This window comes from Mycobacterium scrofulaceum (assembly GCF_001667885.1).
Classification (GTDB): Bacteria; Actinomycetota; Actinomycetes; order Mycobacteriales; family Mycobacteriaceae; genus Mycobacterium; species Mycobacterium scrofulaceum_C.
This window is the reverse complement of record NZ_LZJW01000128.1, coordinates 1-1,284: the sequence shown is the minus strand read 5'-3', so window position 1 is coordinate 1,284 and position 1,284 is coordinate 1. Positions and strand designations below refer to the sequence as shown.

General features: G+C 75.5%; 1 protein-coding gene. It reads right to left on the bottom strand.

Annotated features, from left to right (window positions below; genetic code table 11):
• Nucleotides 1–191: 191 nt before the first annotated feature.
• The coding region (locus A5681_RS18510) for a sensor histidine kinase (protein ID WP_067278171.1) at nt 192–1,284 on the bottom strand (1,093 nt) is incomplete at its 5' end.

Below are 1,284 nucleotides of genomic sequence, written 5' to 3'. Positions count from 1 at the left end.
GCCTCCGCCGCCCGGACAACCCTGGGGGCCGGGGCAGGGTGGGCCCGGTGGGCCACCGCCGCCACCCGGGCCGCCGGGCGGACCGCCGCCTGCGGGGGCTCCGGGTGGGCCCTTCCGCCCGCCACCGCCGGGGTTCTAGTGCCGGCTGCGCGTTAGCCGTACCGAGCGGTGGCCGCCTCGACCCGGGGCGGTCACCGCTCGCCGCTATGGTCGGCCGCCGCGACGACCGGCAGGGTGAGGCGGAACTGGGCACCGCCCTCGTGCGGCACGCACACCAGCTCTCCGCCGTGGGCTCGGGCCAGCGCCCGGGCGATCGGTAGGCCCAGCCCGGCGCCGCCGTGATCCCGGTCGCGCCCGGCGTCCAGGCGCACCAGGCGCTCGAAGATCCGCTCGCGCTCGTCGTCGGGGATCCCTGGGCCGCTGTCGGTGACGGTCACCGCGGCGGCGCCGTCGTCGCGCCGGACGTCGATCGTGATCGCGCCTCCGGTCGGGGTGTAGCGGCGCGCGTTGTCGAGCAGGTTCGACAAAATCTGCGCGAGCCGGGTGGGGTCCGCGTTGACGGCCAGGCTGGTCGCCCCGGTGCGACTGATGGTGAGCTGCGGCGCGAGCATGGCGGCCCGGTCGGCTTCGGCGTCCGCGATCGCGGCCAGGTCAACGTCATGGGCGTCCAACGGCAGCCCCGCGTCGATGCGACTCAGGTCGAGCATGTCCGAGACGAGCCGCCCGGCGCGGCGGGCGTCGGACAGCAGCAGGCTGGCCCGGCGATACTGCCCCTGCGCCAGGTCATCACCCTGGTCCGCGGAGGCGTTGTTGGCGAGTTGTTCGGCGGCGACCTGGATTCCGGCGATCGGGGTGCGCAGCTCGTGGGCGGCGTCGACGAGGAAGCGCCGGGTGGCGCTCTCGGCGCGCTGGGCGGCGTCCGCGGCCCGCTGGGCGCGCTTTTCGGAGGCCTCCAACGCGTCCAGCATCCCGTCGAAAGCGGTTGCGGCGCGGCCCAATTCGGTGTCGGCCCGGTCCGGGCGCAGCCGTCGCCCGCGATCGCCGGTCCTGATGTCGTTCGCCAGCGCCGTCAACCGGTCCAGGGGGCGCAGCGCCACCCGGCTGACCGCGATCAACAACAGGGCCGCGGTCAGCAGCGTCATCGCACCGGCCCCGATCATCAGCAGGCGCAGCTGGTGCGTCACCTGGGTGGTTTGCGTCGTGTCGGCGACCAGGATCACCCGGGAGCCATCCGGCAGCGGGCGCACCACGGCCGTCGCGGTGGCGTCCGGTGGCGGCGGAGGT